The following is a 23,381-nucleotide window of genomic DNA, read 5'->3' as shown; positions in this document are numbered from 1 at the left end:
TTTCCTTAGCAATTCAATCTTGGGCCTGCTGGCGCTCACTTGCGGGCAGCCACCACGTCGGCGGGCTGCACAATTTGCTCGGTCTTGTTCGACCAGCTGTTTTTGGTGTACGTGATGACCGCCGCAATTTCCGTGTCAGACAGCGCGTTCCACGCAGGCATGGTGCCGTTGTTGCGCCCGTGGAGGATCACGTCAATTTGCTTGTTTATGTCGGAATCCAGCACGATCGGCGAAGCGTCCAATGGAAAGATAGGGCCTGCGCCTTTGCCGTTGGCCTGGTGACAGGCCACACAGTTGGCAGCATAGACGGACTCACCACGCTTGACCAGAGCGGCGAGCTCCCAGACTTTGGATGGATCGTCAGCGGCCGCAGCCATGGCCTTTTGCTTTTCGGCCACCCAGGCGGTGTATTCCTCAGCACTGACCACCTTGACCTGGATGGGCATGTAGGCATGTTCTTTGCCGCACAGCTCAGCACACTGTCCGTAAAAGGTACCGGTTTTCTCGGCGCGGAACCAGGTATCGCGCACAAAGCCGGGGATCGCATCTTGCTTGATACCGAAGGCGGGCACCATGAACGCGTGGATCACGTCGGTGGCCGTGGTGATGATGCGGACCTTTTTGCCCACAGGCACCACCAGCGGGTTGTCCACCTTGAGCAGGTAGTCATCGGTAGGGGGTGGGTTGCCACTGTTGGACATTTCGCGCTGCGCCGGATCCAGCGTGGAGAGGAAGCCAATGCCTTGACCTTCACCCGTGATGTAGTCGTAGCCCCACTTCCACTGCATACCCGTTGCCTTGATGGTCAGGTCGCTGTTGGTGGTGTCTTTCTGGGCCACCAGCACTTTGGTGGCGGGCAAAGCCATGCCGATCACGATCAGCAGGGGAACGATGGTCCAGCCCAACTCCACCCAGATCGGTTCAGACAACTCCTGCGCCTTGTGTCCCACCGACTTGCGGTGCTTGATGATGGAATAGAACATCACGCCAAAAACCAGCACAAAGATCACCGTGCAGATAATCATCATGAACCAGTGCAGCCAGTGCTGCTCTTCTGCGATCTTGGTGGCCGCAGGCGCAAAATTGAGCTGATTGACGGCCGGGCCACCAGGCAAGTCGTTCACGGCATGGGCCGCCTGACTCACCCAAACACCCGCACCCAAGGTCAGCACCGAGGCCACGTGACGCAGCTGAGCCAGCCGGTTTCGCAGGGAATCACCCATCTTCTTTGTCGTACTCACTTTTGCGCCTCAAATATAAGCATTGATTTATATCAATGCCGATTAGAACAAAATTTCAGCAGGCAGCCCACTGCGGGATAACCCAAACCTTCAACACACTCAAAACCGTTGCAGTGCACGGCGAATCTCGTTGGCCAAAGCCGGCCTCTGATCCGCCCGCAGGAAACGCCCCACCTGCACCGCCTCACCCCCTCCACGCACCTCGATCAGACCGCCCCTGCCCAGGCGGGGTTCAATCTGGACCGCGAAGCTGGAAAACTCGCACCGGCGGATCTTGCCCGCCAGTTCTTGCTCCACCACCAGCCACCCACCCGCCAGGCGGATGCTCTCACGGTCGGTCGCGTGACGGGCATACACCAGAAACGCCGTGGCCACCGCCACCAGCTCCAACGCCGTGAAGGGCAGCACCAAAGTGGCGCCCATGGACCAGAAAAAACCAGCCACCGCCAACGACACCAGACTGAGCCATCCAAAGACCCAGCCCAGCTGAACTGGCGACACCGAGCAGTTCGGACGCAACAACCAGTGAACGCCATCGCCAGACTCGGTGCCCAGACGGGGGATGTTTCGACTGTCCATCGCCATGCCTCACCTAGAAAGACCTTGCCCTGCACCAACAGGCGCGACAAGGTCGAGCAGGGGAAATACCCGGAAGAGATTGATTTATGTCAATTGTAGCGGCCAGCGCGCCCTGTTTTCCTGACGCGGCGGGATTCCCAGGTGGATCGAGGCGGGGCAAGGGCTGCCGGTTTTGACCCGCAACTCACCGACCTGTCGGGCCAGACAGGCGCCTCAGCGGCGCCCCGCCTGCAGCATGGCGCGCATGTCGTCCATCGAGACGGTTTGGTTGGGACCCAGTGGTACCCGCGGCACCGGCTTGTAAGCGTGGCCGTAGACCACTTCAAACGTCAGAATAAGGCGCCCATCTTCGCCGCGGGCTCCCCGTTGCTCAATGGCCGCACACAAGGCATCGCGCCAAGCCCTGGAGCGCAAGCCCTGAAAACGCGAAACGTTGAGGTTGCGCCCCAGACCGCGCAACTCGTCCAGCATCGCCATCGGTGTGCTGTAAGACAGGGTGATGCGTTCCATGTCCATCACGGGCTCGGCGAACCCACAAGCCACCAGCATGTCGCCCCAATCGTGCATATCGGTGAAGGAATGAGACGGCGCGGGCCAGCCTTCGGCAGCAAACACATCGCGCAACTCGCGCAACGAATCAGGCCCCAAGCAGGAAAACATGAGAAACCCATGGGTGTCCACGCTTTGATGCCATTGCTTCAGGAGGCCCATGGGTTGGGCTACATGGTGCAGCGCCATATTGGCCCAGACCATGGCCACCTGCCGGTCGGGCTCGGCGGCGGCCGGTTGACTGGCCCTGCGCCACCGGGCCGGATTCCAGGACCGCTGGGCAGGCTCACGCGTGGCCCGCTGGGCCAGCGCAGCGTCTTGCGCATGGATCAGGCACTCGGCTACTGGCAGCACTTCGCGCAAGCGCTGGTGCGCCTCCAGGCCGCCCCGTACCGGCTCCCAGTGCAACCAACTCGTCGGCAAGGCCTTGAACCACTGCAAGCGGTCCACCATGCGGCGCGCGATTTCTTCATGCAACCAGGGCGAGGTCGAGGGCGAGAACTGCGCCCACCTCTCAGCGGCGGTTGGGTCCAGACCAGGAACAGCATTCTCAGATGAAATTTGGGCAGTTGTCACGGCCGCCAGTATATTGACCTCCCATGTGGAACGTATCCCAATGCCTTGCCCGCCCCTTGCAACGCCTGCCTGGCACCTGCCAGATCTGCCACCGCTGGCCCGCCCAGCCTGTCTGTGACCGGTGCGTGGCTCGGCACGCACCTTCTCGGGTGCGTTGTCACACCTGTGCACGCCCGCTGACTGGCGACACCACACGCTGCGGGGAATGCCTGACCCGACCTGGTGGCCCCGTGCTGAGCGCCTGCGTGGCGGCAGTGGACTACGCCTATCCCTGGGATGATCTGATTGCCCGGTTCAAGTTTCGCGAAGAACCGGGCCTGGCCGGCCCATTGGCCGCACTGATGCTGAAGGCACCTGGGGCCACCGATCTGCTGTGCCGGGCCGATCTCATCGTCCCGATTCCGGTTTCGCGCGACCGCCTGGCACAACGGGGATACAACCAAGCCTGGGAGCTGGTCAAAGCTTTGCGCCAGGGCGTGGGAAAGGCCAGCGGCCCTGCTGTGCCGGATGCCCTGGAACGCAAGGGAGACGGCCCAGACCAGCACCGGCTGGACAAAAAACATCGCACCCTGAACCTGAAAACAGCGTTCAATGCGCACGACAGGCACGCAGGTCGGCTGAAGGGTGCGATTGTGGTGCTGGTGGACGACGTGAGCACCACCGGAACCACGCTGCGCAGCGCGGCCCATGCCCTCATGGCTGCCGGTGCCTGCAGGGTCAGCGCGGTGGTGCTGGCCAGAACGCCAGCCCCCAGATGAACGCAAGTTGCTTAAGGGCAAACGAGCATAGGGTCGACACAATTTCCCCACAAATGGGGGGTATCATGCCGGCCAGACAGGGAGCATATACATAACAGATAGTTGCCAAAAAGCGACACAACAAGACTCCCGCCTAGCGAGGCATGGCGTTGGCATGGCGAAGCGCCAACCGGCCAATCCAGGCACGGCGGGGCGGCAGCCTTGGGCCGCGAAGTGCGTGGCCCCGCCCAGCGATGGCCCCGAAAGATCACGAGCCCAGCCGGTCACCGGCGGGGTGCCTCTGGACGAACCTCAGACAACCCGCCTTCATCCCTGCCATTTCGACTTCATGTTCCACATCGTTCTCGTTGCCCCCGAAATCCCGCCCAACACTGGAAATGTGATCCGGTTGAGTGCCAACACGGGCTGCGATCTCCACTTGATCGAACCCTTGGGGTTTTCGATGGACGACAAGCAGATGCGCCGAGCCGGACTGGATTACCACGAATACGCCAAGCTTGAAAAACACGCTGATTGGTCAGCGTTCCTGGAAACGACCCGCCCCGACCCCCTTCGCATGTTTGCCTGCACCACCCGGGGCAGCGTGAGCGTCTACGAAACGCGCTTTCAGGCAGGCGACTGGCTGGTGTTTGGATCGGAAACCCAGGGGCTTCCCGAGGCGGTGCGCGAGCACTTTAGCGACGGCCAACGCATACGCCTGCCCATGTGCGCCGGGCAACGCAGCCTCAACCTGTCGAATGCTGTGGCTGTTGTGGTGTTCGAAGCCTGGCGACAACTGGGCTTTGCCGAGGTGGCCTCATGAATCACACACATCTTGCTGCTTCCATGGACGGCCGCGTTCCATTGCTGGCCCATCTGGACCCCTCCCGCTTCGCCCAGGCCCACGCTACCCAAGGATTTGCATGCTTGCCACGTTGACCCGCCTGGTGCTCAACACCTTTCAGCCTGGCGCCAAAAGCCGCAAGGTCGCCAGCCTGCGCGATTTGCAAGGCATTCGATCTGCCCTGTTGCAGAGCATTGAGGATTGTGAGAGCTTGCAGACGGAGCGTTTGCGCCACAAAATTTCAGGCGCAAAAAACGCTCAGGAACTATGGTTGTTGCGCAACGATGCTTACCAGATCATTTCGCACCACCACAGCCAAAGCGCGGCGGTGACCCGCATCAACGGCCTGCGGAATGTCTTTGAAGGCTGGCTGGAGCCACGGCACCTGGCCAAGATCAAGTAGGGCTGCCCAGCGGCCTGACTTTTCGTCTGCCCCACGGGTTTTCCGGCCGCCTACGGGCCCATCGGCCCGTAATACCACCTCAGTGCGCAGCTTCAGGGGTAGTGGCGCGCCAGCGATTCAGCCACACAGACCGGCTTGTCCGACCCTTCCCGCTCCACCACAACCGACCAGGTCATCTGCATGCCGCCTTGGTCGATGGGCTGCGTTTGAAGCAGCGTCATGCGCGCACGCAAGCGGCTGCCCACGGGCACGGGGGCCGTGAAGCGCACTTTGTTCAGACCGTAGTTGACGCCCATGCGGGTTTCCTCGACCTTGAACGAAGACGCAAAGAAGACGGGCAGCATCGACAGCGTCAGGAAGCCGTGGGCGATTGGTGCACCAAAAGGTCCCGCCTTGGCGCGCTCGGGATCGACGTGGATCCACTGGTGATCGCCCGTGGCTTCGGCAAACTGGTTGACCCGCTCCTGAGTGACCTCAATCCAGTCGCTCACAGCCACTTCCTGGCCCACACAGGCGGCCACCTCGGCCAGCGTTTGAAAAATTTTCATAGAGCTCGACTCTAGACCCAGACAGCGCCGCACCGTTGTCGGCACGGCGACAGTTGGGTCCGCCCACCTGCGCGCGCCCTGATGGTGTCAGTGGTCCAGCCAGTGGCGAATCACTTGCCACTGCTGAAGATCCTTTTCCACACGGCTGGGCGCGACATCGAACAGAGTGAGGCCACGCGCGGCCAGGTGGATGTAGTTTTGGGTGTCCCGCAGATACCCCAGCACCGGCAACCCCAGGCTCTCGACAAATTCACGCAGTTTGTCGGCCGCGATGGTGCGCGCGTCAACCCGCATGCCCACGATACCGATCTCAACGCTGCCAGCGTGGCGCGAGTCGGCGAGCTCGTCTAGAAATGCCCGGGTGGCATAGATATCAAAAATACTGGGTTGCAATGGCACCAGAATTTTGTTGGCCATCTTGAGCACATCCTTGAACCGCCAGCCGTGGAGTCCTGCGGGGGTGTCCAGCACCACGTGGGTGGTGTCGCGCGGGGGGCGGGCAATCAGGTCGGGCGAGACATCCCAGGACTTGATGGGGCGGGCCGCCGGGGGCCGCAACTGGAGCCACAAAGCCGAAGATTGCTGGCGGTCGGCATCGCCCAGCATCACACCGTGACCCTGGCTGGCGTAGTAACCCGCCACGTTGGTGGACAGGGTCGACTTCCCCACCCCTCCTTTGGGATTCGCAATCACCACCACGGGCATACCGACCTCCGATTTTTGATTCCGGGCAAAGCACTGAGGCGCCAGCCCCAGCAGCAGTGGCCCATGTTATCCCCAAGCATCCCAGACCAGCTTGATGCCGGTCAGCAACATCCCAGCGTAGATCAGGCGATAAAACAGTTCGGGTTTGATCCGATGGGCAATGCGAACACCGATCCAGACCCCGAGCGGCGCCAAAGGCAGGAGCGCCAGAGACGTGAGGAAATTGCGCCCGTCCAGCAGCCCCAACCAGGCGTAGGGGATCCACTTGGAGAGGTTGATGAAAAAGAAAAAGTAGGCCAGCGTCCCTGTAAACACCAGCGGCGAGAGGCGCAAAGGAATCACGTAGGCGTTCACGGGCGGTCCACCGGCGTGGGCGATGAAACTGGTGAAGCCGGAGAGAACCGTGAGCAGGGCGCCCAGCCAGCGGGGGGGCGGCGGCTGGTCGGGCCGCGGCGGAAAGGCCAGCCTCTGCGCCAGGAACAGCAAGGTGACCACGCCCACCATGCCCGCCACCAGATGGGCGTCCAGAAGCTTGAACAGCGCGGTGCCCACCAGCGTACCGATCAGGCCAAACGGCAGCATGAAAGCCAGCAAACGCCGGTCCACCTCTTTGCGAAATGCGGCCATGCCCAGCACATCCATCACCAGCAACACAGGCATCAGAATGGCCGCCGCCTGCGGCACGCTGATCGCCAGCGCCATCATGGGCACGGCCAGCGAACCAAAGCCAGCACCAAATCCGCTCTTGCTCACGCCCAGCAACAACACGGCGGGAATGGCCACGGCATAGAAGAATGGATCGGTGATGAGGGTCATGGGTTATCAGCGCGGCGACAATGGACCGCATGGATAAAGTGCAATTCTGGGGCGAAACACTGCGCCTGGTCGTCGAACTCGCAGCCACTGCAGCGTTTGCTTTGGCCGGCATCATAGAGGCTGCCCGCAAACGGCTGGATGCCGTGGGCGTTTGCGTGGTGGGATTCCTGACCGCTTTTGGCGGGGGCACGCTGCGCGATCTGCTGCTGGATCAACGCCCTTTTTTCTGGGTTCAACACGTGGAAATGCTCTGGGGGGTGCTGGCGCTGTGTGTGCTTGCGATGGCCTTTTTGCGGCACCGGCACTTTGAGCTCACGGAAAGGGCGATCCAGGTGCCAGACGCCCTGGGCCTGGGTCTTTTTGCCGCCACAGGCACCCACCAGGCCCTGCTGCTGGATTTGCCTGGCATCGTGGCGGTGCTCATGGGCGTGATCACGGGCGTTTTTGGTGGTGTGTTGCGCGACGTGGTCTGCAACCAGATCCCCTCGGCGTTCCACGGCCACCGGCCCTTCACCATTTGCGCTTTCGCCGGCGGTTGGGTTTATGTCGGTCTTTGGCAAGTGGCCGCGCCGGGCTGGCTGGCGCTGCTGGCCTGCGTCAGCGTCACCGCCGGACTGCGCGGGCTGGCGCTGTGGCGCCGCTGGGAGCTGCCTGCCTGGGAGGATTGAGTCAGCGCAAGGGCAATGCCAGATGCACCTTGTCGGCGTAAACACCGTTCACACACACCGCATCCGGATAGACACCCCAGACACAAAAACCCAACCGTTCGTAGAGTTGACGGGCAGGGTCATTGCCAGCAGTCACTGTCAAATCGAGTTGGCGCAAAGCGGAGCAATGGCGGGCATGCCTCAACAGGGCCTGCATCAATGCGTCACCGACACCAAGCCCACGGGCTTCTGCCACAACAAACAGGCCGACCACGGTGGCCGTGTGGCGCTCTTTCTGCCGGTAGCGCCCCTGCATGCCCACCACGCCAATCAACTGATTCGACCGCCAGCCGCCGAAAAACGCGTCGTGCGGCAACGCTGGCGAGTCCGTCAAACGCGCCTCAGCGGCGTCCAGAGGACGTGCCAGGTCTTCTTCGTGGCTGGAAGTAAACGCCTCCGGATGCTCTTTCAACCCGCGCAAGCGCAGCGCCTGGTAGACCGCCGCATGCGCCGGCACCAGTCGCTGCACCTGCCAGCTGGTCACACCCTTTCCAGCACCAGCGCAATGCCCTGCCCCACGCCAATGCACATGGTGCACAACGCATAACGCCCGCCCGTGGCGTGCAGGCGGTTGACCGCCGTGGTGGCGAGCCGCGCACCGCTGGCGCCCAGCGGGTGCCCCAGCGCAATGGCACCACCCCAGGCGTTGACACGTTCGTCTTCGTCCTGCAAACCCAAGGTCCGCAACACCGCCAGGCCCTGAGCAGCGAAAGCTTCGTTGAGCTCGATCACATCGAGGTCTTTCAGCGACAAACCGGTGAGCGCCAGCACCTTCTGCGTGGCGGGCGCCGGGCCCATGCCCATGATGCGGGGAGCAACGCCCGCTGTGGCCATGCCCACCACACGGGCTTTTGGTGTCAGGCCATTTTTTGCGGCGCTGGCTTCGTCAGCGAGCAACAAGGCGCATGCCCCATCGTTCACGCCACTGGCGTTGCCGGCGGTCACGGTGCCCTCGAGCTTCACAATCGCTTTCAATTTGGCCAGCGCTTCCAGGCTGGTCTCACGGGGGTGCTCATCTGTATCCACCACCACGGGATCGCCCTTGCGCTGCGCAATGCTCACGGGCGTGATCTCGCGCGCCAGATGACCGGCTTTGATCGCGGCCACCGCCTTCATCTGACTGGCAAAAGCCATGCGGTCCTGTGCCTCGCGTTCAATTCTGTAATCGGTCGCCACGTTTTCCGCCGTCTCGGGCATGGAGTCCACACCGTATTGCGCCTTCATCAGCTTGTTGATGAAGCGCCACCCGATCGTGGTGTCGTACACCGCATTGGCCCGACTGAAAGCGGCTTCGGCTTTGGGCATCACAAACGGCGCGCGGCTCATGCTTTCCACGCCGCCGGCGATCATCAGCCCCGCTTCGCCTGCCTTGATCGCGCGCGCGGCACTGCCCACCGCATCCAGCCCCGATCCGCACAGGCGGTTGATCGTGGCGCCGGGCACCGCAATCGGCAGACCGGCCAGCAGACTGGCCATGTGGGCCACGTTGCGGTTGTCTTCGCCGGCCTGGTTGGCACAACCGTAGAGCACGTCGGTCACGCTCTCCCAGTCCACCCCCGGGTTGCGGGCCATCAAGGCCCTGAGCGGAATGGCGCCCAGATCGTCGGTGCGCACACCGGACAACGCTCCGCCATAGCGGCCAAATGGGGTGCGAATCGCGTCGCAAATGTAGGCCTGGTTCATCGGGGTCTCCAAATGTTGATGGCGTTGGGCGAGTGACCTCGCCGCAACTTGACTCGCTTCCACTGTACCCAAACCCGGGCAAAGGTTGGCTCACTTGCGGGACAATCAACGCATGTTCAATCCCTCCCAAGCCGATGTTCGGCGCTTTTTCTGCACGGTCTATTCCAAGGGCACGGGCAAAGAACCCATGGAAGCGATCGAGACGCTGGCGCACCAATGGATCGCTGAGCATCCTGAACACCATGCCGAATTGGCCGATGTGGATTCGGCGCTGGCCCGCGTCGGTGAGCCCGCCCCGGAGGGGCAAGAAAACCCCTTTTTGCACCTGTCCATGCACCTGTCCATCAGCGAACAATGCAGCATCGATCAGCCCGCAGGCATCCGCCAGGCTGTGGAGCTGCTCACGGCCCGACGCGGCGACTTGCACGCCGCTCACCACGAGGTAATGGAATGCCTGGGCCGCATGTTGTGGGAGAGCCAGCGTGCCGGGCGCCCACCCGATGGACAGGCGTATATCGAGCAAGTGCGCCAACGCGCGACAAAGGATTGACCCCCCCCTGCGGCCGTGCCCTGGGTTGGGTTCCGTGCTCCGGTTAACAACTGAAAATCGGCATCGCGAAGAGGCCCCCTGTCGCCCATCCTGAGCATGGCAAAGGACATGGCCCAAAAAAAGGCCGCTCAACGAGCGGCCTTTTTGAGCGACGGGGGATCAGATCAGCGGAAACGCGCCTGCGGCACCACGGCCAGTTCACTCTCCTGAGCCGCCAGGTACTTGGAGATTTCACGCATCTCGGCGTGGCTGAACTGCTTGGCAATGCCGCCCATGATGGCGTTGTTGCGCCCGACAAACTTGTTGCCCTCGACCGTGTAGGCCTTGAGCGCAACGTACAGGTAGTCGGCATGCTGGCCAGCAATTTTGGGGTAGCTGGGGTCGATGGGCTTGCTGAAGTTGGCTCCGTGGCAAGAAGCGCAAGCGCCCTTTTCGACCAGTGCAGCAGCAGCGACATCGGCGGCCTTGGGCGCGTCGGGAGCGGCCTTGCCGCCCTGAGCCGTGTAAAACGCAGCCAGATCGGCCATGTCCTGCTCGCTCAGCGAACCGGCGATGCCGCGCATGGTCGGGTGCTTGCGATCGCCTTTTTTGTAGGCCGTCAGCGACGCGACGATGTATTTGTCCGACTGCCCGGAGATCATGGGCACCTTGTGGATTTCGGGAAAGCTGTTCTGGTAGCCGACGATGCCATGGCAGCCGATACACATGTCGGCCTTCTTCTGGCCCGCCTGCGCGTCACCGGTCACACCTTGGGCTTGGGCGCTCGCTGCGGCCACGGAGAGGGTCGCAACGGCGACAAGAGTACGGACGATCGTGGACAACAGTTGGTTCATTTTGCAAGCACAATGAGATGGACGATTGATAAAAATCAATCCTTGATTATATAGACTCGATGGTCGAGCAAGACCTGTTGATAACCCGATGCGCGGCGTTGCCCCCAGCCCGTGAACCATATCCGAAACATCTGACATGAAATTCCAAGGCACTGACAACTACGTCGCTACCCCCGATCTGATGCTGGCCGTCAACGCCGCCAGCACCCTGAAACGCCCGCTGCTGATCAAGGGAGAGCCCGGTACCGGCAAGACCATGTTGGCCGAAGAAGTGGCCGAGGCCCTCAAGATGCCACTGCTGCAGTGGCACATCAAGAGCACCACCAAAGCCCAGCAGGGCCTGTACGAATACGACGCCGTGAGCCGCCTGCGCGACAGCCAGCTCAATACGGGCGACAACGCCGAGCGCGTCAAGGACATCAAAAACTACATCGTACAGGGCGTGCTCTGGCAAGCTTTCACCGCCGATGAACCCGTGGTGTTGCTGATCGACGAAATCGACAAGGCCGACATCGAGTTCCCCAACGATCTGTTGCGCGAAATCGACCGCATGGAGTTCTATTGCTACGAGACCCGCGAACTGGTGCGCGCCAAGCACCGCCCGCTGGTGTTCATCACCTCCAACAACGAAAAAGAGCTGCCAGACGCTTTTCTGCGCCGCTGCTTCTTCCACTACATCAAGTTTCCCGAAGCAGAGACCATGCAGAAGATCGTGGATGTGCACTTCCCCGACCTGAAGCAAGACCTGCTCAAGGCCGCGATGAAGACGTTCTATGACGTGCGCGCCCTGCCCGGCCTGAAGAAAAAACCCAGTACCAGCGAGTTGCTCGACTGGCTCAAGCTGCTCATGGCCGAAGACATCCCGCTCGAAGCCCTGCAAAGTGCCGACAGCAAAGTGAGCATCCCGCCGCTGGTGGGCGCTTTGCTCAAGAACGAACAAGACACCACGCTCTTTGAGAAGCTGGTGTTCATGAACCAACGGAACCGGTAAAGCGGGGAAGCAACCGCCTGGCACAGGAGCGCACATGAACACAGCAAAGCCTGGCCTGCTCGTCATGAGCTTGCTTTCGCTAACGGCATGTGCCGCCCCGGGGCGGCGCGACAAACCTCAACGCGGCGATGGATCCAAACCCTATGACCCCTATTGCAGCGGCGAATACAACAAGTGACCTGGTCAGGCTCCAGGCCATGAGCGACTCCTTGCGTTCGCTGCCCTTCGGAGAGTTTCTATGCTGATCGATTTCTTCTACACCCTGCGCGCAGCCAAGCTGCCGGTCTCGGTCAAGGAATACCTCACGCTGCTCGAAGCGCTGAAGGAAAACGTGGTCGGCCCGACCAATCCCGATGCCTGCACCATGGACGACTTCTATTACCTGAGCCGCACATCGCTGGTGAAGGACGAGAAGCACTACGACAAGTTTGACCGCGCCTTCGCTGCCTACTTCAAAGGCGTGGAGATGATCGCCGACTTCACCAAACCGATCCCGGCGGACTGGCTGCGCCAGGAGATGGAGCGCATCCTGTCTGCCGAGCAGGTCGCCAACGCGCCCAAGATGGACTGGGACGAGTTGATGGAGACGCTGAAAAAACGCCTCGAAGAGCAAAAAGAACGCCACGAAGGCGGCTCCAAGTGGATCGGCACCGGCGGCACTTCGCCTTTTGGCCACGGCGGAAAAAACCCGCAAGGCATCCGCATTGGCGGCAAGGGCGGCAACAAATCGGCCGTGAAGGTGTGGGACCAGCGCGCCTACCGCGACTACGACGACACCCAGGAGCTGGGCACGCGCAACATCAAGGTGGCCCTGCGCCGCCTGCGCAAATTTGCGCGCCAGGGCAACGAACTGGAACTTGACCTGCCCGACACCATCCGTTCCACCGCCGCCAACGCCGGCTGGCTGGACATCAAGATGATTCCCGAGCGGCACAACAACGTGAAAGTGCTGCTGTTGATGGATGTGGGCGGCACCATGGATGAACACGTCCAGCGGATAGAGGAGCTGTTTTCAGCGGTCAAGAGCGAGTTCAAGCACCTGGAGTTTTACTATTTCCACAACTGTGTCTACGACTACATGTGGAAGAACAACAAGCGCCGTTTTGCCGAAAAATTCCCCACCTGGGACATCATTCGCAAGTACAACAAGGACTACAAGCTGATTTTTGTGGGCGACGCAACCATGAGCCCCTATGAAATCCTGCAGCCCGGCGGCAGCGTGGAATACAACAACGAAGAGGCTGGAGCGGAGTGGTTACAGCGCCTGACACACGCTTTTCCAAAATTTGCCTGGATCAATCCGGAACCTCAAGGGGTGTGGCAGTATCGACAGAGTATCAGTGTGATTCAGCAGCTCATTGGCCCGCGGATGTATCCGTTGACCTTGAAGGGGCTGGAGGACACCATGAGAATGCTCTCGAAATAAGCCCTGCATGAACCCTCCCTTCCTGCGCCGTGTGGCTTCCCCCACACGGCTTTTTTGCATCTTGGTCTGTCTGTTGCCCTTGGGCGCGTGGGCCCAGGATGGCTCTGCGCGCGCTGCCGATCTGGCTCCTGCAACGCCCGAAGCCACTGAAACACCCGCCAATCAGCCCGATGCGGATCAGGTGCAAACCGACGCGTCAGCGCCGCCACGCTTCGGCATCACCGTGGAAACCGACGGAAAGCTCAAGCCCTTTGTCTTGCGCCACATTGATTTGCAGCGGTTTCGAACGCTGGGCGACCTGGACAGCAGCGAACTGAACCGGCTCCTCCTGGCCGCCCCCGACAACCTGCGCGACCTGCTGGGCACCCAGGGCTATTTCTCCCCCACCATTACCGTGTCTCGGGTTGCCGCCACTGCAGGCGGCAAAACGCCCGCGCCGCCGCTGGGCGACGTGCGCATCGTCATCGAGCCCGGACCCGCGACCCGGGTCGCCACGTCCAATGTCTACTTTTCGGGCGACATCCTGAGCGCCGAGATCGCCAAGCCCCAGCGTGAATCCATTGTGCGCAGCAGCCAGAAGGCTGTTGGAACCGATTTCACGCAATCCCGCTGGGATCAGGTGAAATCCGAGACACTGAGGCAGCTCACGGCTGAACGGTACCCCCGAGGCCGCATCGCCAACAGCCTGAGCGATATCGATGCCACGAAAAGCGAGGCCCACTGGTATGTCGAGCTGGACTCGGGCCCGGCGGTACAGATCGGCGAGGTGAGGGTTGTAGGGGGCGAGCGGTATGACACCCTCACAGCCGAACGGCTGGTGCGGCTGGCGGGTTTGCACCCGGGAGCCGACTACAGCCTGAGCAAGCTGCAGGACGCCCAGCAAAAAATCTCGGACAGTGGCTACTACACCTCGGTGTTCGCTTATGTCGATCTGGACCAGGACGGTACCAACAAAGACTCCGCGGCCCCGGTGGTGGTTCAGGTCAAGGAAGGTCTGCCCCAGAAAGTGACACTGGGTGTCGGCGGCAGCACCAACAACGGCGCCAGGCTGTCGTTGGAGCATACCCATTTGCAACTGCCCCTGATTGGCTGGCGTGCCCACAGCAAGCTTCAGCTCGAGACCAACGACCAACTGCTGTCCTCAGACTGGAACGCTCCCATTCAAGAAGATGGCTGGCATTGGCTGGCCAGCGGCAAACTGGCACGCCAGATCGACGACGACACCACCACGTCCGGCTTGCGGGTGAGCGCGGGCAAGTCCCAGGAACGCGCCGACCTGGACCGGCGCTACTTCCTGCAATACGACCGCGCCCGGACCGTCAACACCGAGTCTGAACTGGCCTCCTCCGACGGTTATGAGTCGGCCTTGTCGCTCAATTACGGCTGGACATGGCGGCGCTTTGACAACGTGCCCTTCCCCGACCGGGGCTACGGCCTGGGCGTCACACTGGGCGTGGGCACCACGCTGGGCACCGAACGCAAACCGTTTTTCAGTACCCAGGCCCGCTGGCTGGGTTATTGGCCACTGGGAGGCGTCGTCAGGGAAGATCTGCTCGCCGGTTTGACCCGGGGCGAAGACCGCCCTGCCGATACCCGCAGCCGCAATGGGCGACTGGCACTGCGGCTTCAAGGGGGTGCTGTAACGGCCGAGACCTCGGCCGAGATCCCTGACACCTTGCTCTACCTCACCGGCGGCGACACCACAGTGCGCGGCTATGGCTTGCGCGACATCGGCGTGGAAGAATCCGACGGCACGGTGAGCGCCGGCCGTTACCTGGCCGTGGCGAGCTTCGAATGGCAGCGCCCGATATGGAGCGATGGCATTCGCACGGAGTGGGAAAGCGTGGTGTTCGTGGACGCAGGGGCCGTGGCCGATGACCCCGCCGACCTGCAAGCGAAGGTCGGCGTGGGCGCAGGCGTGCGCTACAACAGCCCGGTGGGCCCGCTGCAGCTGGACCTGGCCTATGGCCTGGACCCCAAGAAATTTCGCATCCACCTCAACGTGGGCTTCAGTTTTTGATGAACACTCCCGCCGATTCCACAACGCCGAGCGCGCCTGAACCCAACCCAAAGGATTCACCCAGCACGGCGCTCAAGCTGCTCGGGCGCCTGGGCTGGGCAGTTGTGTGGATCGCTGGCGCCACCGTTGCCCTGCTGCTGGCCTGTGCCATTGCCTTCTGGCTGTGGGCGGGCACACAAGGCTCACTGGCCCAGACCTTGGGCTGGGCCGAGAGCTGGATGGATGGACGCCCAGCCGTTGAAAGCGTGGGTGCGCTGCAGACCGAGGGCATCGAAGGCAGCCTGCGCGGTGGCGGCAAAATCGCCTCGCTCAGCTGGGCACAAGGCGAGCTGGACGTGCAAGCCAAGGGCGTCGAGCTCGATTGGAACGACGCACTCTGGATGGATGCCTTGATGGGCCGCGGCGTGCACCTCGCCGCGCTCAAGATGGGCACCCTCAAAATCCGGGACCAGCGTGCGCCGACACCCAGCGAGCCTATGGAATCACTCACCCTGCCGATCCCGGTGAGCTTGGCTTTTGAATTGGGTGCTGTCGAACTGAGTGGCAACACCGAGCTGACGCTGTCGGACGTCCGGGGGCTCTACCAGTACGGACCCGCGTTGCTCCCCGCCGACGGGATTGCCTCCCTCGCCACCACCCACCAGCTCCGGCTGGATTCCCTGCAGCTGGCCGATGGCCACTACAAAGCCCAGCTGAATCTGGACGGCCAGGCGCCCATGGCCCTGAGCCTGGATCTGCAAGGCGACGTCACCACCCAGATTCCAGATGGACCGCTGGTCGCCTTGACCGCACAGGCGAAAGCGCGCGGTACCTTGGCCGGCCCTGACGCGACCCTGGAGGTGACCGCACAAGCCGAAGGCACGCCCCAGACGCCGGGCGCCGAGCCCAGCCAGCTCTCACTGAAAGCCCGCGTGATGCCCTGGGCGAAACAGCCCGTGGTCACCGCCGAGGCCACGGCCCGAGCGCTCAATCTGGCCGCCTTGTGGCCCAGCGCGCCGGTCACCGATTTGAGCGGTCAGCTCAAGGCCCAGCCCGATGGCGAAGCCTGGCGCGCCACGGTTCAGCTCAACAACCAGCTGGTGCGCCCCGCAGATCAGAAAGGCCTGCCCTTGCAATCGCTGCAGGCCGAGGTCGAACAGCGTGGCGATCAATGGACCATCGCCCGCCTGATGGCCAAAGTCGGTGGCGGCGATTTGCAAGGCCAGGGCAGCTTCCGGCTCGATAACCAGGGCGAAACCACCGCCGTGCGCGACTGGCAAGGCGAGATGAAGGCCACGGGTATTCGCCCAGCTTTGCTCTGGAGCGAGCTCGCCAAAGGCGCTCTGGACAGCAGCTTCAGCGCCCGAGCGGCCCCCACCGACCGATCACCCGATGCCGTGGCGCTGCAGGCACGCATCCAGCCGTCTTCACAGCAGCCCAAGGGCACAGAACTCACAGGACTTCAGTTGCGCGAAGTGAAGCTGCGCGCTTTGTGGCAGCCCAGCTCAGCGGCCTCGGCAAACACAGCCAGCGCAGGCCTGCTGGATCTGCAGGAAGCCCTGATCACCATGGCCGGCGCCCAACTCGACACACGCGGCCAACTGGATGCCGCTCAGATGAGTTACGACGGGCAACTGAACCTGACGCTGCCCGGCACCCAGCTCAGCTGGAAAGGTCTGGCGGCCTACGCCAAGGGTCAAGGCCGCATCGATCTTAAAATTGACAGCGCCGAGCGCTTGCTGGCCTGGGTTCGCGGCCTGCAAAAGCTGCCTTGGGTCGGACCCCAGATCCAGACCGCACTGGCCGGCCAAGAGAATCTGAGCGTTGAAGGCAGCCTGGACAGCCAATGGCAGTGGACGGGCGGACTGGGGGCCCTGGGCTTCCCGGCACCGAACACGGGAACGACCCCGGCCAGCTCAGTTGCCATACCAGCCTGGCCCAAACTCGGTGGGTCCCTGAGCATGCCGCGTCTGTCGGTCCGATCGGGCGAAGCTCCGGCTACCGTGCTTGATGGCCTGTCGCTGCAGGCTGAAGGCCCCTTGAGTGCGATGCGCATCAGTGTCAAGGGCAACGCCAGCGCAGCGCCCTGGCGCGTTGCCCTTGACACCCAAGGACAACTCCAGGTCGGCGCCAATGCCGCGGCTGGCGGGCTTTTGCGCCTGGATCGCCTGGCCCTGGCGCTCACCCCGATACCTGCAGAAGCCGCAAAGCCTGCGCAAAACACTGGCTGGCGCCTGGAAAATGCACAGCCCCTGCAGATCCGGTGGACGTCGCAAGGCCCGCAAGGCCTGGTGGTCAATGCGGGCACCGGTGAGTTGCAGCTGCGCCCGGCTTCCAACGCCTCCGCACTTCTCGACACACCGCTGATCGTGACCTGGCAACAGATCGTCTGGCAAGCGCAGGCGCTGGAAACCCAGGGTCGACTGCAGGGCCTGTCGCTGCCCTGGATCGAAGCCCTGGCCGCGGCCGGGCAACCCGCGACCGAAGCCGGTGTCCTTTCACAAAACAACCTCAGCGGTGACCTGGTGTTTGATGGCGCCTGGAACGTGCGCATTCCCGCTGATACCCGCACGCCTTTGGAGCTGTCGGCCACCTTGCAACGCCGCAGCGGCGATCTGCGCTGGCTGGGCAGCAGTGGCACTGCAGGCACCCCGGGCACAGAGGCGGGGGCCAGTGGGCCTGTGGCGGCGGGCGTGAAAGACGGCCGAATCAGTCTCACCGTGCGAGACCGGCAGGTGGAGGCCCAATTGCGCTGGGACACCGAGCGTCTGGGTCAGGCCAAAGTGGATTTCCAGACCCAGCTCAATCCCAATGGAGCCAACAGCGAGGCAGACATGGTGGATCGCTGGTGGCCGGCCGGTACTCCGATCCGGGGCAGCGCGCAAGCGCGATTGCCACAGGTCGGGGTGTGGTCCATGCTGGCGCCGCCCGGATGGCGCATGCGCGGCACGCTCAGCGCCGATGCCACCCTCAACGGAACACGCGCCAAGCCCGAGTGGCGCGGCAACCTGCAGGCCGACGAGCTGGCATTGCGTTCGGTCGTCGATGGATTTGCCTTCACCAACGGCCTCTTGCGCGCCACGATTGTGGGCGAACGCCTCAAGGTGGACCGCTTCAGCCTGCAAGGGCCGGGCGGCGCCAGCCAGGGCGGGACGCTGGAAGCCACCGGTCAGGCCGAGTGGCGGGCCGTGCCTGGGAGCCTGGTACGCCAACCCTTCATCGAGCTCCAGGCCAAAGCACAGCGCCTGCGGGTGTCCAACCGGGTGGATCGCCGGCTCACGCTGTCGGGCGATGTGACGGCCCAGCTGGTCGGCCCCAAACTGCAGTTGCGTGGAGACCTCAAAACCGACGCCGCCACCTTCATCCTGCCGGACGAGCTCGCGCCCAGCCTGAGCAAGGACGTGATCGTGCGCAGCACCCGCACGCTGCCGACCGAAGGCGAAGATGGCCAACGGGTGCAGCCGGATGTGTCGGTCACTCTGGATCTTGGACCGGCGTTTGAAGTGCGCGGCCAGGGCATACAAACCCGGCTCGAAGGCAAGATCACCGTTCGGGCCACGCCTGCCCTGCCGACGCCGCGCGCTTTTGGCGAAGTTCGCACCATCAGCGGTACCTACAAGGCCTATGGCCAGCAGCTCAACATTGAAACGGGCGTGCTGCGGTTTACCGGCCCTTACGACGATCCAGCGCTCGACATTCTCGCGGTGCGCAAACTGCCCGAAGGCACCGATCAGCGGGTCGGGGTGCAAATCACGGGCAATGTGCAGACGCCGCGCGTCGGCCTGTTCGCCGACCCGGACCTGCCCGATGGTGACAAGCTGGCCTGGCTGGTGTTGGGCAAACCCGCATCGGCCTCAGGCGCCCAGGCCTTTGTCTTGCAACAGGCGGCCCGCAAGCTGCTGTCGCGCGGCGGAGAGCCGATGGACGGCGAACTGGCCAAGACCCTGGGGCTGGACGAAATCGGCTTCGCAGGCCCGGGCACCAACACCGATGGCACCACCACCGAAGCCGCGCTTTCCGTGGGCAAGCGCCTGTCCAAAGACCTGTATCTGAGCTATGAGCAAAGCCTGGCGGGCGCCGTGAGCACGGTGTCCATCCTGTACGACCTCTCCAAGAGCCTGACACTGCGCGCCAGGGCCGGCACGGAAAACGCCGTCGATGTGATCTTCACCCACCGCTACGAATAGCCACCTACAGCCCAAAAGGGCTGGGGCTTCGTTAAAACAGGTGCCCCACATTGAACAGGGTGAGCACCCCCAGCGCGAGGAAGATCACAGCCGACACGCCGTGCACCCAGGCCATGGACACGCGTTCGGCCACCTTGTCGCCCAGATACACCGCCGGGATATTGGCCAGCATCATGCCCAGCGTGCTGCCCGCCACCACCGCCACCAGATCGCCATACCGCGCGGCCAGGGCCACGGTGGCGATCTGCGTCTTGTCGCCCATTTCGGCCAGGAAGAACGCCACGAAGGTGGTGCCCAGGACACCCCAGAGGGCCATCTCTTTCACAGCCAGATCGTCGTCGAGCTGGTCGGGCACCAGCATCCACGCCGCCATGGCGATGAAGGACAAGCCGATCACCCATCGCAGCACCTCAGGCCCGAGAGCCGCCGCAACCCAGCCGCCCAGCGCACCTGCCAAGGCGTGGTTGGCCAGCGTGGCAAACAGGATGCCCAGAATGATGGGAATCGGTTTTTTGAAACGGGCGGCCAGCAACACCGCCAGCAACTGGGTCTTGTCACCCATTTCGCCCAGCGCCACCACACCGGTGGATACCCAGAAAGCTTCCAAAATGATGTCCTCAGGGCCAGACCAACAGACGACCACAACGCGACCCCGGCCCAACCGGAGGCGTTGCGGTCAAAGGTCTTGCCAGGCCAGAGGCTGTCGGCGCCAGGGCCGTGTGGACCCAGTGTGTTGACGCAAACCCCTGCCAGGCGGCAGGGCGGCTACTCCCCGATGACGGGTGAAGCGAGAGTGTAGTCGAAGGCCCTTGCTCAGCCCCGTCATGCCAAGGCCCCTACAATGCTGACTCTGCTACACATGCCGCCATAGTTCAACGGATAGAACGAGCGCCTCCTAAGCGCTAGATACAGGTTCGATTCCTGTTGGAGGCACCATATTTAAAGCCGGAACGGTCCAAAGCCTTCCGGCTTTTTCATTGGCCCCCATGACAACTCGAGCCCTCGGTGTTGAACGGCTCACGAGAAGTCACTGCATTTCAACCCCGATGGGGGGTGCTTCTGGCGGTACCACATCCAGCAAACCCATCACCTGCTCGGCCAGCGAACGCCCCAGCGCCTCACGGCGTGAGCTGTGGTTTCTGCGGGCGCCCGCATGGTGCTCCCACTCGGGATGCGCCCGGGCCTGTTCCAGCGGCTCAAGCAATTGCAGCAAGACCTTGCGGTAGGTTCCCGAGGGCGCCATGCGCACTTCGATGGTGTCTTGCGCCGCATGGCCGCGGGCTTGCAATACCTGGCACAAATGCACCAGACTATCGGCGAGCACGATCAGCACATCGTTGTCCAGCGTCAGTTCTTCAACCCCCATGATGGCGTTGCGCAATTTGCGCGGCGCCTGGCCCCAGCCTTGGCCCAAGGCGCCACCAATGGCCGCGCCCAGCGCCGTGGCGGCGCCGAGGGACATGCCGGCGAGCGCGAGATCCAGCGTGAAACCCACCGCCGCGCCCGCCGCCGCGCCCTTGCCCAGCAGGCGGCCTACGCTGGCCAGGGTTTCGGGGTTGAACAGATCGGACGCCCAGCGCCCGCTGGTCCACTGCATCACGTCCAGCTGCGCATCGTCTTTCTCGAAGCCGTGCATTTGCAGCAGGTCATCGACACACTTGCGCACGCTGTCCACCAGCTCCTTGCGGAAGGTGGTCACAAAACGCTCTTTGGCCTTGGTGTCTGCCAGCGTTCCGGGCTCGATTTCGCGGCGCATGGCCGCAGCGGAAATCAGCGTATCCGCCACGCGCTGGGCGCTGGCGGTGCGGCGTTCGTCGGCCTGGCGATCGAGGTCGTCGAGCACGGTCTGCAGCATCCCCTTGTGCTGCCGCATGAGCACGCTAAGGTCTTCGTACAGCTGGCGTTCAGCCCCCACAAACGGGGCCACCGCGTCAAACAGCACAGCGGCGTGCAGGCCATAGGCCGCCAGCACTTCGCGCCACTCGGGCTCCCGGCTGTGCTCGCTGCGCACAAAATTGAGCACAGGCATGATCGGCCGGGCGCAGGTGTTGAGCACCTCGATCTCGCAGCGGTACTTGGGCAATACCGGCTCACGGCAATCGATCACATAAATGGCCGCATCAGCGCCCAGCATCTGCCGCAGCACCTTGGCCTCTTGCTCGAACACGCCGTGCGCCTCAGGGCCGTCCAGCAAGGCGGCCACGCGCTGGGGCGGGGTCAACTGCTCGGGCATTTGCTTCAGGTGGTATTGCAACGCCACCGAGTCTTCCAGACCCGGGGTGTCGAAGTACCGCATCACGGTGCGCCCGTCAACTTCCAGGCCAATGGCCTCGACGTGGCGCGTGGTGCCGGGGCGGTCGGACACTTCACCAAAACGCACCTGGCGTGTGAGCGTGCGCAGCAGCGAAGTCTTGCCGGCGTTGGTGTGGCCAACCACCGCAACGTCAATGGTCGATTTGCGCAGGGAGTCAGCCATGGGCGCGGGCCTCCAGCCAGCGTTGGGCATCGGCGGGCGCAGGGCACCAGGCAACTGCCTTGAGATCGGTCGCGTTCAGCCACTCGGCCCAGCGTTCGGGTTTGTCTTGCTTGGGATTGGACGATGCTTGGGGCCACAAAGCGCAAGCGGCCACCTCGGCACACACCTGGCGCAAGAAGCGCTCAGCCCCGCGATCCGGGCTGGCGGCTGCCGTGAAGACCACCAGCACGTTGGCCGGCGGTCCACTGGCCAGTGCCGTGAGCAGTTGCAGGCGCTCGCTCATGGTCCCAGAAATCCTGTGCACCTGCTCATAAAGGGCCGCGTCCAGCCCTGCTGGAGGCCAAGCCGCCTCGGCCGGCAATTCAAACCCGATCAACACGCCGGGCACGGGCACGCCGGGCACTGGTGTGCGAAACAAGCGTCCGGGCTCGCGCGGTGCGGCGTGCTCGGCGTCGACCACGGTGGCGGGCGCCATGGCGGCAAAACGGGCGGCCAACTGGCGGAAGTAAGGATCGCGGGTGTCCAGCCTCAAGCGGCCGGCGCGCAGAAACCACACCACGGCACAAACGCCAAAGGCCAACAGGCGCGGCAGCAACCCGTACAACAGGGTGCATGCCAGCAACCACAGCGCGATCGGCAACGAAGGCGGCGCGCTGTTGAGCACGGCGCCGGCAGCCCCATTGACCGTCACGCTTTGGGGCACCACAAAACCCAGCGCCTGGGGCAACCAGCCGGTGACCGCCAGAAAACGCTCGAAGAAATCGGCGTCCAGGATGGTGGTTTCCCAGGTTAGCTGGTAAGACTGGAAAGAAAACAGCACCAGCAGCGTGACCAGCATCAAGGAAAACGCCAGGACCCACAGCGCATGGCTGATCGCGCCAAACAGCCACAGCCCCAGGCGGTTGTCACGCAACACCGCGTGAATGCCGCGCAGCAGGTTCAGGGAGTGCGGACCATGCAACCAGGGCAAGCGGGCGGCCAGGCCCAGCATGAACTGCCCCAGCGACCAGGGCGCTGCACCGCTTGAGAACAGCACGGCGCCGGATGCCCAGAGCAACCACAACAGCAAGGCCACCACCGGCACGCCCAGCACAGCCACGAAGGCCAGCGCGGCGTTGATGGTTTGGCCGGTACCCAGGGCCTTGGCCAGCAGTCCTCCGGCCAGGCCATAGGCCAGCACCACCGTGAGCACAGCCGCCAGCCACAACGCACCGCGCAGACGCGACCAGTCGGTGAGCAACCCCAACCGGGCGCCCAGCAAACGGGCACGTTCGAGAATGCGGTCTTGTTCGCTGTGCTGGCGCGCGTGGGCCAGGGTCATCTCCCCGGCGTCGTCGAGCGCGCCGGCTTCTTCCAGCAGGCGCACAGCATGGGCCAGCGCGATGTCGCGAAACGGTGCGGATGCGCTGGCAGTGACGGGGCTGGGACTCAAACTCGCTTCTCCGGAAGCCTCATGGCGGGGCATTCCGAATGAAGGCCCGCCGACAGGCGAATCGCCTATGCTACCCGGCCGCAGCCCCGGCCTGCCCGG

General features: G+C 63.2%; 22 protein-coding genes, 1 tRNA gene and 1 riboswitch. Of the genes, 11 read left to right on the top strand and 12 right to left on the bottom strand.

The window, feature by feature from the left end:
• Positions 1-35 precede the first annotated feature (35 nt).
• From coxB to E5678_RS21060, 3 genes are all read right to left on the bottom strand, one after another.
• Positions 36-1,223, bottom strand: a complete 1,188-nt coding sequence (gene coxB / locus E5678_RS21070) for a cytochrome c oxidase subunit II (RefSeq protein WP_136180344.1) — start codon at positions 1,221-1,223, stop codon at positions 36-38.
• Positions 1,224-1,340: 117 nt separating this feature from the next.
• The gene (locus tag E5678_RS21065) at positions 1,341-1,820 is read right to left on the bottom strand and encodes a DUF2244 domain-containing protein (RefSeq protein WP_136180343.1); all 480 of its coding nucleotides are present in this window, start codon (positions 1,818-1,820) and stop codon (positions 1,341-1,343) included.
• Between the two features lie 213 nt (positions 1,821-2,033).
• Positions 2,034-2,945: a biotin synthase gene (locus E5678_RS21060; protein ID WP_247596854.1), complete on the bottom strand. Its 912-nt coding sequence runs from the start codon at positions 2,943-2,945 to the stop codon at positions 2,034-2,036.
• A 230-nt stretch (positions 2,946-3,175) separates the two neighbouring features.
• Between E5678_RS21060 and E5678_RS21055 the strand changes: the two genes are divergently transcribed.
• The 3 genes from E5678_RS21055 to E5678_RS21045 all read left to right on the top strand — a co-directional run bounded on the left by E5678_RS21055 (position 3,176) and on the right by E5678_RS21045 (position 4,929).
• Positions 3,176-3,703: a phosphoribosyltransferase family protein gene (locus E5678_RS21055; RefSeq protein WP_247596853.1), complete on the top strand. Its 528-nt coding sequence runs from the start codon at positions 3,176-3,178 to the stop codon at positions 3,701-3,703.
• Positions 3,704-4,031: 328 nt separating this feature from the next.
• Positions 4,032-4,505, top strand: coding sequence for a tRNA (uridine(34)/cytosine(34)/5-carboxymethylaminomethyluridine(34)-2'-O)-methyltransferase TrmL (trmL, locus tag E5678_RS21050; protein ID WP_136180341.1), 474 nt, complete (start codon positions 4,032-4,034; stop codon positions 4,503-4,505).
• A gap of 100 nt (positions 4,506-4,605) precedes the next feature.
• The gene (locus tag E5678_RS21045) at positions 4,606-4,929 is read left to right on the top strand and encodes a hypothetical protein (RefSeq protein WP_136180340.1); all 324 of its coding nucleotides are present in this window, start codon (positions 4,606-4,608) and stop codon (positions 4,927-4,929) included.
• 92 nt (positions 4,930-5,021) lie between these two features.
• On the opposite strand, the gene E5678_RS21040 is transcribed toward E5678_RS21045, so the two are convergent.
• From E5678_RS21040 to E5678_RS21030, 3 genes are all read right to left on the bottom strand, one after another.
• A complete protein-coding gene (locus E5678_RS21040) occupies positions 5,022-5,477 on the bottom strand; it encodes a MaoC family dehydratase (protein ID WP_136180339.1) in 456 nt (151 codons plus the stop codon).
• A gap of 87 nt (positions 5,478-5,564) precedes the next feature.
• A complete protein-coding gene (locus tag E5678_RS21035; protein WP_136180338.1) occupies positions 5,565-6,182 on the bottom strand; it encodes a ParA family protein in 618 nt (205 codons plus the stop codon).
• A gap of 66 nt (positions 6,183-6,248) precedes the next feature.
• Positions 6,249-6,998 (bottom strand): sulfite exporter TauE/SafE family protein, encoded by a 750-nt coding sequence (locus E5678_RS21030; RefSeq protein ID WP_136180337.1) that lies wholly within the window; start codon positions 6,996-6,998, stop codon positions 6,249-6,251.
• Between the two features lie 29 nt (positions 6,999-7,027).
• Here E5678_RS21030 and E5678_RS21025 point away from each other — a divergent pair, with 29 nt between their 5' ends.
• A complete protein-coding gene (locus E5678_RS21025) occupies positions 7,028-7,666 on the top strand; it encodes a trimeric intracellular cation channel family protein (protein WP_136180336.1) in 639 nt (212 codons plus the stop codon).
• A gap of 1 nt (position 7,667) precedes the next feature.
• Here the strand turns inward: E5678_RS21025 and E5678_RS21020 are convergent, their stop codons facing one another.
• Positions 7,668-8,189, bottom strand: a complete 522-nt coding sequence (locus E5678_RS21020) for a GNAT family N-acetyltransferase (protein WP_168708631.1) — start codon at positions 8,187-8,189, stop codon at positions 7,668-7,670.
• Entirely contained in the window at positions 8,186-9,388 is a 1,203-nt protein-coding gene (pcaF, locus tag E5678_RS21015; protein ID WP_136180334.1) for a 3-oxoadipyl-CoA thiolase, read from the bottom strand. The genes E5678_RS21020 and pcaF overlap by 4 nt, the downstream gene beginning before the upstream one ends.
• A 112-nt stretch (positions 9,389-9,500) precedes the next feature.
• On the opposite strand from pcaF, the gene E5678_RS21010 reads away from it, so the two are divergent.
• Positions 9,501-9,938, top strand: coding sequence for a DUF1841 family protein (locus E5678_RS21010; protein ID WP_136180333.1), 438 nt, complete (start codon positions 9,501-9,503; stop codon positions 9,936-9,938).
• Positions 9,939-10,102: 164 nt separating this feature from the next.
• Here the strand turns inward: E5678_RS21010 and E5678_RS21005 are convergent, their stop codons facing one another.
• A complete protein-coding gene (locus E5678_RS21005; protein WP_136180332.1) occupies positions 10,103-10,771 on the bottom strand; it encodes a c-type cytochrome in 669 nt (222 codons plus the stop codon).
• A 136-nt stretch (positions 10,772-10,907) separates the two neighbouring features.
• On the opposite strand from E5678_RS21005, the gene E5678_RS21000 reads away from it, so the two are divergent.
• The 5 genes from E5678_RS21000 to E5678_RS20985 are packed head-to-tail and all read left to right on the top strand — an operon-like array spanning position 10,908 to position 19,374.
• Entirely contained in the window at positions 10,908-11,762 is an 855-nt protein-coding gene (locus E5678_RS21000) for a MoxR family ATPase (protein WP_136180331.1), read from the top strand.
• Between the two features lie 34 nt (positions 11,763-11,796).
• Positions 11,797-11,940, top strand: a complete 144-nt coding sequence (locus E5678_RS22390) for a hypothetical protein (RefSeq protein ID WP_168708630.1) — start codon at positions 11,797-11,799, stop codon at positions 11,938-11,940.
• A 60-nt stretch (positions 11,941-12,000) separates the two neighbouring features.
• On the top strand, positions 12,001-13,188 hold the full coding sequence (locus E5678_RS20995) for a VWA domain-containing protein (protein ID WP_136180330.1): 1,188 nt from the start codon (positions 12,001-12,003) through the stop codon (positions 13,186-13,188).
• 7 nt (positions 13,189-13,195) lie between these two features.
• A complete protein-coding gene (locus E5678_RS20990) occupies positions 13,196-15,208 on the top strand; it encodes a BamA/TamA family outer membrane protein (protein WP_136180329.1) in 2,013 nt (670 codons plus the stop codon).
• Positions 15,208-19,374 carry a translocation/assembly module TamB domain-containing protein gene (locus E5678_RS20985; RefSeq protein ID WP_136180328.1) on the top strand — a complete coding sequence of 1,389 codons (4,167 nt, stop codon included), beginning with the start codon at positions 15,208-15,210 and terminating at the stop codon, positions 19,372-19,374. The genes E5678_RS20990 and E5678_RS20985 overlap by 1 nt, the downstream gene beginning before the upstream one ends.
• A gap of 31 nt (positions 19,375-19,405) precedes the next feature.
• Here E5678_RS20985 and E5678_RS20980 read toward each other — a convergent pair whose 3' ends face one another.
• Complete coding sequence (locus E5678_RS20980; RefSeq protein ID WP_136180327.1) at positions 19,406-19,981, bottom strand: TMEM165/GDT1 family protein; 576 nt, start codon at positions 19,979-19,981, stop codon at positions 19,406-19,408.
• 6 nt (positions 19,982-19,987) lie between these two features.
• Positions 19,988-20,160: riboswitch (yybP-ykoY riboswitch) on the bottom strand.
• Positions 20,161-20,235: 75 nt separating this feature from the next.
• Between E5678_RS20980 and E5678_RS20975 the strand changes: the two genes are divergently transcribed.
• A tRNA-Arg gene (locus E5678_RS20975) sits at positions 20,236-20,310 on the top strand.
• A 91-nt stretch (positions 20,311-20,401) separates the two neighbouring features.
• On the opposite strand, the gene E5678_RS20970 is transcribed toward E5678_RS20975, so the two are convergent.
• Both E5678_RS20970 and E5678_RS20965 read right to left on the bottom strand, forming a co-directional pair.
• The gene (locus E5678_RS20970) at positions 20,402-21,850 is read right to left on the bottom strand and encodes a GTPase/DUF3482 domain-containing protein (RefSeq protein ID WP_168708629.1); all 1,449 of its coding nucleotides are present in this window, start codon (positions 21,848-21,850) and stop codon (positions 20,402-20,404) included.
• On the bottom strand, positions 21,843-23,282 hold the full coding sequence (locus tag E5678_RS20965) for a DUF2868 domain-containing protein (protein WP_168708628.1): 1,440 nt from the start codon (positions 23,280-23,282) through the stop codon (positions 21,843-21,845). Before E5678_RS20965 ends, E5678_RS20970 begins: the two co-directional genes overlap by 8 nt.
• Positions 23,283-23,381 lie beyond the last annotated feature (99 nt).

It is taken from the genome of Hydrogenophaga sp. PAMC20947 (assembly GCF_004795855.1).
In the GTDB taxonomy this organism is placed as follows: Bacteria; Pseudomonadota; Gammaproteobacteria; order Burkholderiales; family Burkholderiaceae_C; genus Hydrogenophaga.
The sequence above is the reverse complement of the archived record's forward strand: the minus strand, read 5'-3'. Positions and strand labels throughout refer to the sequence as shown.